Annotated in this window: 8 protein-coding genes; 3 read left to right on the top strand and 5 right to left on the bottom strand. The window is 58.4% G+C overall.

Annotated features, from left to right (window positions below; genetic code table 11):
* Positions 1-210: 210 nt before the first annotated feature.
* A complete protein-coding gene (locus VN887_05855) occupies positions 211-1,635 on the top strand; it encodes a PhoPQ-activated pathogenicity-related family protein (protein ID HXT39529.1) in 1,425 nt (474 codons plus the stop codon).
* A 509-nt stretch (positions 1,636-2,144) separates the two neighbouring features.
* On the top strand, positions 2,145-3,098 hold the full coding sequence (locus tag VN887_05850) for a hypothetical protein (protein ID HXT39528.1): 954 nt from the start codon (positions 2,145-2,147) through the stop codon (positions 3,096-3,098).
* 445 nt (positions 3,099-3,543) lie between these two features.
* On the opposite strand, the gene VN887_05845 is transcribed toward VN887_05850, so the two are convergent.
* The 4 genes from VN887_05845 to VN887_05830 all read right to left on the bottom strand — a co-directional run bounded on the left by VN887_05845 (position 3,544) and on the right by VN887_05830 (position 6,802).
* Complete coding sequence (locus VN887_05845; protein ID HXT39527.1) at positions 3,544-4,596, bottom strand: fatty acid desaturase; 1,053 nt, start codon at positions 4,594-4,596, stop codon at positions 3,544-3,546.
* Positions 4,597-4,738: 142 nt separating this feature from the next.
* Positions 4,739-5,155, bottom strand: a complete 417-nt coding sequence (locus tag VN887_05840; GenBank protein ID HXT39526.1) for a hypothetical protein — start codon at positions 5,153-5,155, stop codon at positions 4,739-4,741.
* A gap of 412 nt (positions 5,156-5,567) precedes the next feature.
* Complete coding sequence (locus VN887_05835) at positions 5,568-6,443, bottom strand: alpha/beta hydrolase (protein ID HXT39525.1); 876 nt, start codon at positions 6,441-6,443, stop codon at positions 5,568-5,570.
* A 206-nt stretch (positions 6,444-6,649) separates the two neighbouring features.
* Entirely contained in the window at positions 6,650-6,802 is a 153-nt protein-coding gene (locus tag VN887_05830) for a hypothetical protein (GenBank protein ID HXT39524.1), read from the bottom strand.
* Positions 6,803-6,929: 127 nt separating this feature from the next.
* On the opposite strand from VN887_05830, the gene uvrB reads away from it, so the two are divergent.
* Entirely contained in the window at positions 6,930-8,960 is a 2,031-nt protein-coding gene (gene uvrB, locus VN887_05825; protein ID HXT39523.1) for an excinuclease ABC subunit UvrB, read from the top strand.
* 14 nt (positions 8,961-8,974) lie between these two features.
* Here the strand turns inward: uvrB and VN887_05820 are convergent.
* The coding region (locus tag VN887_05820) for a carbohydrate-binding family 9-like protein (GenBank protein ID HXT39522.1) at positions 8,975-9,646 on the bottom strand (672 nt) is incomplete at its 5' end.

Raw genomic sequence — 9,646 nt, 5'->3', positions numbered from 1 at the left:
CCTCGACGGTCGCGATCAGGAAAAACGCCGTCGCAAGAGCGGTGACAAGGCACCGCAGTTCGCGAGGCGGACGCAGCGCAGAGATTGTTCGGTAAGGCAAAGTCACAGGCGTATGGCGGCGGCTTTTCGATGCTGGCGGCGCCCCGCGGCGGGAGCAATCACTTTTTTGTCGCTCATCTGCGCCAAACCTGCTTCAAGTAGTCGGAGCCTATGAAATCACGACCTCTCCGATTCACTTTCGCCCTTTCTGTCGCGACGTTTGCCTGCATCGCCGGGTTGGCGGCCGCAACGGCCGACCGGACGCTCCTGAGTCCGCAGACTGCGCTCGACCGCTATGTTGCCACGCCGGACACAAACTATATGTGGCGCATGGTCAATACGCTCAAAGGCGATGGCTACACGACCTATGTTTTGGACATGACCTCGCAGGCGTGGCTCACCACCAACGAGGTGGACCGCACCCTTTGGCAGCACTGGCTAACAATCGTGAAGCCGGACCAGGTCACCAGTTCAACCGGCCTGCTGTTCATCAGCGGCGGGAGCAACAAGAGCGGCGCGCCGTCAAAAGCAGACGCCAACTTCACGACCATTGCCACCAAAACCGGGACCGTCACCGCCGAACTGCGCAACGTCCCCAACGAACCGCTCACTTTCGCCGGCGAAACGCAAGAACGCACCGAAGACGGAATCATCGCTTACACTTGGGACAAATTTCTCCGGACGGGCGATGAGAAGTGGCCCGCACGCCTCCCCATGACCAAGGCCGCCGTGCGAGCCATGGACACAATCACCGCGTTTTGCGCCAGCGACGTCGGCGGCAAGGTCGCTGTGGACAAGTTTTTCGTTTCCGGCGGCTCGAAGCGGGGCTGGACGACCTGGACCACCGCCGCCGTTGACAATCGCGTGATCGCCATCGCGCCCATCGTGATTGACCTGCTGAACATCGAACCCTCCTTCGTTCACCACTGGGAGGCCTACGGTTTCTGGGCGCCCGCGATCGCCGATTATGTTGCGTTGAAGATCATGGATTGGAGCGGCACACCTGAATACCGGGCCTTGATGAAAATCGAGGAGCCCTATCAATACCGCGCCCGCCTGGGCATCCCGAAGTTTCTGATCAACGCGAGCGGCGACCAGTTTTTTCTGCCCGATTCATCGCAGTTTTATTTCAACGACCTGCCGGGAGTGAAGTATCTCCGCTACGTGCCGAACGCGGACCATGGTCTGAAAGGCAGTGACGCCTGGCAGTCCCTTCTGGCGTGCTACAACGCGGTCGTGAAAGGCGGCTCACTACCGGAGTTTTCCTGGACTGCCGGGAAAGACGGCTCAATCACGGTCCGGAGCGCCACCCGTCCCGCAGAGGCCACCCTCTGGCAGGCAACCAACGAAGAAGCGCGCGACTTCCGACTCATGACCATCGGTCCCGCATGGAAAAGCACACGGATCCGCGCCAAAGGAACCGGGCCTTTTGTTTATCCGGCGCGTATTGGAAAACCGGCCAAAGGCTGGACCGCCGGCTTCGTGGAGTTGACCTTCACTAACGGCACGTCGGCCCCGTTCAAATTTACAACCGACGTTCACGTCGTCCCCGACGTCCTCCCGTTCAAGTACACAAAGCCCGTGCCACCGAGGTAACCTTGCTTCTGCCGGCCGATAGCTCGGGATTCGTCGAGTCCGACAGGCTTGCGGCCATGCGACTCCGGCTTTCCAGGCGACCGTTTGGACAGGTGGGTCCGGCTTTCGTTTCTCAGGCACTGGCGTTCCGTCATTCCAATCGCGGTCACCTGGTCATGGCGGATCTCCGCGTCGAAACCATGGACGAGACGGCTTATGAAAGAGTCCAGCGAGCCAAACGCTTTTGGTTTTCCACCGATGATACCTCAGGACCGGGAGGGATGTCATTTCCCAACCTCAGATAACCTCCAGTTTCCCGCCTGGCGATGCGCCGTTGCCCAGTTCGCGACACATTAGCGGATCATCTCCAGCGGGTCATTTTGGCGTTGTTAAACCGGTTGCGGCTGGCATACTCCCGTTTGGTTCCCGAATGTTCAAACCGACCGAGCGCTGGTTGACGCCCCGACCTGACCGCGCCAAGTGACACAAATGCCTTCGGGATCCGGCCCGCTTAAACGACCGTCAGTCTTATGAAAAAAAAATCGCCGGTCAACAAAGGGACACCGCGCGAATTGAAGCAAAAATCTCCCGCGACAACAGCGGCAGGCAAGATCCATCCCGTCGTGATTTATCCCTTCAAACAATCGGAACATTACTCCGATCTGGAGGAGCTTTATCAGTTGATTGCACGGTTGGACGCGGACAGGCACGCTTACGCGCGCCCCATCACCGTCATGGACCGGAAGACACACTATGCCATGGCAGATAACAAGGCCTTCCTCGATTTCAGAAGAAACACCGTCGCCCGGCACTCGGACATTCTGGACGCGTGGTGCGTGGACACCTGCCAGATGTGGAACTCGGGACTGGGCATGGCTTACGAGCGGGGCGGCGACAACGACGTGTATTGGCTCATCCCGGGCGATTTTAATTACGGCACCGCCGTCGGCAAGGAGGTGCTGGGTCTGTTGCACGACCTGCCGGAAATTTGCGTGGAACTGCAGCAGGACATTTGCGTCGGCGAGATCTCGACCGACCACAATCATTCCAAGCAGCTCATTGACACCTACGGAACGTTCGCGCTGCTCTACAACTGGTTCCCGTCCGAGGCCAAAGAAATCCGCCAATACACTGAGCGGCCCCGCTCGGAGTTTTTCGCAATCCGCCACGGCTTTTTGCAGGAGGCCCTGCGCCAGCGCTGGTACGCCTATGAGCAGACCGTGGTCATGCTCTTGCACGCCGTCTTCGGCAACCGGCGGATCAGTCGATTTTTTGTAGGCAACATTTCCGACCTGCCGGAAGGACGTGAATCGTTTGCGGCCGCTCAACAACAAGTCGAACGAACCGAGCGCGTCCTCAAAACCCTGTGGCGCGAACGCAACCAGTCAAAGGCCGACTGGAGCGAACAATATCGGATTCTTGAAGCCCGATCGGAACAGGTTCGGCAAACCGCAACCATCATTCTCAGAAACCTTCTGGATTAGACCAAATGGCCAGGGCAATCTCAGATTCCGGCGTCGCGCGACATTTCTGGCCCTCTCCGGAAACCAGACGGAACTTGCGCGGTCCGGGTGCGGACGCCGCGCCGCGCCTTTTCTCTGGTTTGGGGAACCATCCGCGGCCGCCATCGGATAACCCTGTCGCCGGTCACCTCACAATTTCATCGTATCACCTCCGCACGACTCGCGGAACCCGCGCATTGTTCCGGGTGGTCGCCTCCATATAAAAGCTCGTAACGGTTTGGTGGATGATGGAACTGACGAAAAGGTCTCCATCGCTACTCCTTCGACGTGGACGACCCTCTGAGGTCCGCCCTCCGTAAAGAACCGCTCACAAGCAATCAGGGCGAGCGCGTGTCGTGCTTGCAAGTAAAACCGCCCTGCTGGTTCGTCGGTAGCGCGACCGGTCAAACCCGTCGCCCGTCCCGCGTTAACGCCGGAGGACTTCTCTCCGGGATCGACGAACGGCCCGCAAATGCCGGTACCCCACCAACCGGCGGCGTTGTTCATCCCAAAGACGGAAGGTGAAGGACTTGAAACTGGCGAAAAGCGTGAGCGGCTTCACGCTTTGAAACAGCGGTTCTGCGTCGTGACATTTCTCGAGATGGTAATTGGGAATCCGCGGGCTCAGATGGTGAATGTGATGGAAGCCGATGTTGCCCGAGAACCATTGCAGAACTTTGGGCAGTTTGTAGAACGAACTGCCTTTCAGCGCCGCCATCGCGTAGTCCCATTCGTCGCCACGTTCCCAGTAAACCCCGTCGAACTGATGCTGTACATAAAACAGCCACACACCCGCCGTGCCTGCGATACCCGTCACCATCAATTGAATCAACAGGTAGGCTTTGAGACCGAAAACCCAGACCAGACCGGCCACCATCCCTAAAATCGCAATGTTCGCCCAGTGGACGGAATCACGTTCCCGCGGGCTCGCATTGGCCTTCGGAAATCGATGTTTCACCAGAAACATGAACAGCGGCGCAATCAGGAATAACACCACCGGATTGCGCGCCAGGCGGTAGGCGAAGCGCTGCCAGCGTGACGACTCCAGGTATTCCTGCACGGTCAGGGTCCAGATGTCACCCATTCCGCGCCGATCCAGATCACCCGCCGTTGAATGATGAAGCGCATGCTCCCAACGCCAATGGTAGTAGGGAGTGAAAGTCAGCACGCCGGTGACAAATCCCAAAATGTCATTCGCCCGCCGGGATTTGAAAAACGAGCCGTGCCCGCAGTCGTGGTGAATGATAAAGACCCGCACCAGGAATCCCGCCGCCAGGACCGCCAGCGGCACTACAAGCCACCAGGATACCGACAGGCTCAGATACATCAGATACCAGAGGGCCGCGTAAGGGATAAGCGTGTTGACAATTTGCCACACTCCCCGCCCGACAGAGGGCTTCTGATACCGGGCCACGACCGCCTTCCAGGCCGGCGTGTCGGCCTTGCGATCACCTTCGGTCGGAATTGAATCATTCAACATAAACGTATGGACGTGCCCCTACCTGAATCCGCCAGGTAACGGCCCGCCGGGTCCTGAAAACGTGCCGCTCCCCGTACGCTAACCGTCAATGGGGCCGGCCGCAACACTCAAACGCAAAATTCCTCCCGAAAGTTTTCCGGCCTCACCGCGTCCGCCGCTCCGGCCGGCCGTATCCGAGGTTGAATTTGTAGCGAAGAATGTTCTGGCACTGGACCGTGCCAATGGTGGACTTGCTGAGCCAGCCCGCGCATCGCTTTTCACCGCTCACGCTGGTACGACGCACAGCCACGGCGTTGGTGATCTCATCGCTCAAATCAAAATCGCCGCGGACGCATTCGCGGTTGAGGCAGTCGAAACAGAACACGGCCCGCGCGTTGTCGAGGTTGACGGTGTATTTGATCTGACTGCTCTTGGTAACGCCGTCGGAGTTGTAATACACAAGGTCCACCGTCAATGACTTCAATTCCGGAAAAGTTTGCGTGAGACTCGCCGAGTCCCTGATGCGCTGGCCTTCCAGTTGACGGTATTCCGCGCGAGCGCCGATTTTTTGCCGATTCATAGTATCTCGATTCTTCCAGGGTCACCTGAAAACCCAGCCTATCATCCCGAACGGCCTGTCGTCTGCAACAATCGCCTTTCAATTTGCTTCGGGCCCGAAACACGGACCGTGAATAATCACGACCGATCGGGCAGACGCACGATGAGCCCCTCACGGAATCCGAAGAAAGAAGGCCGCAGGACGGGCATTCCTATCGAACGACGGGACAAAATCCAAAACGCCGGGCGGATTCAACTCTGTCATTCACTCTACTCGCTACAGAACACCTCTGAATCGTAGTTATCCTCGCCGATGCCGGCAAAAGGTTCGAATCCGTGGCGGGTAACAGCGCGCCAGCTCGTCACGCTTCCAATCAGTCCTGACGACGCTCCGATTCTGCACGCGGCACTGACCTGCCGGCGCCGCGCTGCTTCTACTTTACGAACTTTTGTTCTTTCAACCAGAACAGGCAATCGTTCGCCCATGGATGCGGATGGTTGAACGGAGGTTTGTCTCCCAACCCGATCCCATGCCTGCCCTTCTGGTAAACGTGCAGGTCGAACGGCACGCCCGCCTTGCGCAGCGCGGCTGCGAACATGAGGGCGTTTTCCACCGGCACCGCCGTGTCCTCGTAAGTATGGAAAAGAAAACAGGGCGGCGTTTCCCTCGTCACCTGAAGTTCGTTGGACAGGAGCTTCACCAGTTCTGCCGGAGGTTCTTTGCCGAGCAGATTGTTCTTCGAGCCTTGATGTGTGAATTCTCCCATCGTGATGACTGCATAACACAGAACGCCGATGTCCGGCCGCGAACTTTCCCGTTCAATCGGGTCGGTTGCATCCGCCTTGCCCGCGTCGAAATGTGTGAGCAACGTCGAAGCCAGATGCCCGCCCGCCGACGAGCCCATGAGACCGACGCGATGCGGATCAATCTTCCAGTCCTTCGACCTTGCGCGCACGAGCCGGACCGCGCGAGCCGCGTCGTTCAGCATTGCTGGATGACGGTATCCGTTTGACCCGAGCCGGTACTTGAGCACGAACGCGGTCACGCCATGCTGATTCAACCACAACGCATAGTCGTTGCCCTCGTGTGGCGCCAGCATGCCATAGCCACCGCCCGGACAAATCACCATCGCCGCACCAGTCGCTTTGTCCGGTTCCGCGAGGTAAGGCGTGAGGGTGGGAACGTCCTTGTCATCCTTCCCAAGGGCGCCGGGTGCGCCGGCGGGCCAGAGGGGAACGGGGTCCTTTATTTCAGCGCACAACAAAAAAGAAAAAGAAAGGAACACGGCGGGTGCCAGGAATATTTTCATGGTCTGTCTGACAACGAAGTTTATCCGAACCGATGAACGATTCAACGAATAACCGAAAATGCCGATCGCTCCGATCCGTTGAATTACACACTTGACCGCGGTGAGAGCACGAAACCGCGCCAAACAGTCCCCAAATCAGAATCCTGGTCCGGTGGACATCGCCGAATCGGAGCCGGTTTCCCCTGCGTGGCTGCCACGAATCGGATCTACCGGCTTTCCCCGTCCTTTTCGGATGTTTTTATTTCAGCCTTCAACCACGTCACCAGAGCCGGTCCAAAGCAGATCGCGACTCCGACCGGCACAGCAATTACGCCCCAGATCGAAAGGTCGCCGTTCAAAAAAGACAAAAGCGTGTCCATGACGACACAAGGTTTGCCGCAGGTGACCAGAATGTAAAGAATTGTTTGGTTATTCCGGGCCGCCAGGATCACCTCCGTCCCCCGCGCTTCATTGACACTCCCCCACCCTGCTCCTAACTTCGCTTCGATGTTTGAGCTCGTCGCGCCATACCGCCCCGCCGGTGATCAACCGCGCGCCATCGCCGAACTGACGGAAGGAATTCTGTCCGACGCCAAGCACCAGACGCTGCTCGGGGTGACGGGTTCGGGCAAGACGTTTGCGATCGCGAATGTCATCCGGAATGTCGGCAAACCGACGCTGGTCATCTCCCACAACAAAACGCTGGCCGCCCAGCTTTACGCCGAGTTCAAGAGCTTCTTCCCCAACAATGCGGTGGAATACTTCGTCAGCTATTTTGATTATTATCAGCCGGAGGCCTACATCCCGCGCACCGACACGTTCATCGAGAAGGATTCCAGCCGGAACGAGGAGATCGAGCGCCTGCGGTTGTCCACGATGAGTTCATTGTTCGCGAGGCGCGACGTCGTGGTGGTCGCCAGCGTCTCGTGCATTTACGGCATCGGCAGCAAAGAGGACTACGAGGCGATGGTGATTCCGATCCGGGTCGGACAGGAGATCACACGCGAGCAGTTTCTGGAACGCGTCGTGGACCTGCAATACAGCCGGAACGACATCGCCTTCGAGCGCGGACAGTTTCGTGTGCGCGGCGACACCATCGAGCTTTGTCCGGCCGGCCGCGAAGACGCGCTGCGGATCGAGTTCTTCGGCGACCAGATCGAGCGCATCACGCGGTTCGATCCGCTGACCGGGCACAAAATCGAGTCGTTGCCCGGCGTCACCGTTTATCCCGGCAAACAATTCGTCACGCCGATGGAGAAGATCAAACGCGCGGTGCTGACCATTCGCGAGGAGTTGACCGGGCGCATCGCGTGGTTCGAGGCGCGCGGCAAGCTGCTCGAAGCCCAGCGCGTCAAGATGCGAACGGAACACGATCTGGAAATGATGCTGGAAATGGGCGTCTGTTCAGGGATCGAGAATTATTCGCGGCACATCGCCGCGCGCCCCCCCGGTTCACGGCCCTACACGCTGCTGGATTTCCTGCCCGAGGATTACCTGCTGGTCATCGATGAATCGCACGCCACCATTCCGCAGATCGGCGGCATGTATGCCGGCGACATGGCCCGCAAAAAAGTGCTGGTCGAATACGGCTTTCGCCTGCCGAGCGCGCTCGACAATCGCCCCCTGAGTTTCGACGAGTTTCAACAATTCCAAAAGCAAACCATTTACGTCAGCGCCACCCCGGGACCAAGGGAAATCGAATGGTCGCGCGGCAGGGTGATCGAACTGGTCGTCCGTCCCACCGGGCTGATCGATCCGAAGGTCACCGTCAAACCGCTGAAAGGCCAGATCGACGACCTCATCGAGGAAGCGCGCAAACGCGTCGAGCAAAAGGAGCGTGTGCTGGTCACGACACTGACCAAGCGGACCGCCGAGGAATTGACCGATTATCTGCGGGACATCGGCATCAACGTCCGTTACCTCCACAGCGAAATTGACGCGATCGAGCGCGTCGAGATCCTGCGTGAGTTGCGCAAGGGCGATTTTGACGTGCTGGTGGGCATCAACCTCCTGCGCGAAGGGCTCGATCTGCCGGAGGTTTCGCTCGTCGCCATACTGGACGCGGACAAGGAAGGCTACCTGCGCAGTGCCACGAGTTTGATCCAGACCGCGGGGCGGGCCGCGCGGCACATCAATGGCGAGGTGATTCTTTATGCCGACACAATGACGCAAAGCATCCAAAAATTTCTCGCCGTGTCCGAATACCGCCGTCAAAAGCAACTGGCCCATAATCGCGAGCACAACATCACGCCGCGCAGCGTCAGCCGGCCGGTGGAAGAGAGCTTATCAACGCGTTATGCCGGGAGCAAAACAACCGCGGCAGTAATCAATGATGCGGGCGGTAATTTCGATCTGACCGAAACCATCCGCGAACTGGAGGAATCGATGCTCAACGCGGCCAACAACCTGGAGTTTGAAAAGGCCGCGCTGTTCCGCGATCAACTTAACGAATTGAAACGGTCCTCCGGCGACAAAGCGACAACAACCCGGCGACCGGCAAACTACCGGAAAGGAAGGAAACGGAAGATAAGCGCATGACCCCTCTGTCCGGTTCACTCCCCGAACTCCAGGTTGCCAAATTTCTCCGGCGTATGCGCCGTGTTGGTTGCGGTCGGGCTCCAGGCCAGAAAAACGTTGTGAGCGATATCATGCCGATACAGGTTCAGCCTCCAACGCGATCCTGCAGCGGGCGCGACCGGGTTGAGCGCGCTCAGCGGAATGCGTATCTCTACGTTGTACCACCCGGTTTTCCGGTTCAGCTTCGCAACCGACTGAAATCCGCTGTTCCAGTCCAGGCCTTTCGTCGTTCCTCCCAGTTCCAGATCAATCTCCTCGCCACTCGGTGACACCTCGAATTCATAGTAATGCTTCAGATTGGATGCGTCGCTCCCGATGAATGCCTCGACCACGTCGCGGTCCCAAAGTCCGTATCGCTCCTTCTTCCGCTCGGCTGGTTCGAACACGGTCAGCCGGGTGAACGGGCATTCGTACCCCAGGTAAAGGTATTTGTCCGACCACAATGCGCGCACCGAGGTCGAGATTTCCGGCGTGGCGACACCGTCCTTCAACGTGCATTCCATGTGGACCGGCCGCGCCGTCCGCCAGACCGATTTGCTCAATTTGCTGTCCACTTTGAAGTCTTTTCCGATATGCGACGCCCTGATCACCGGCAACGGCAACGCCCGCACCAGCAGCCGCCGCGCGTTGTCGAAGTAGATTTTTCG

This window comes from Candidatus Angelobacter sp. (genome assembly GCA_035607015.1).
GTDB lineage: Bacteria > Verrucomicrobiota > Verrucomicrobiia > Limisphaerales > AV2 > AV2.
The sequence above is the reverse complement of the archived record's forward strand: the minus strand, read 5'-3'. Positions and strand labels throughout refer to the sequence as shown.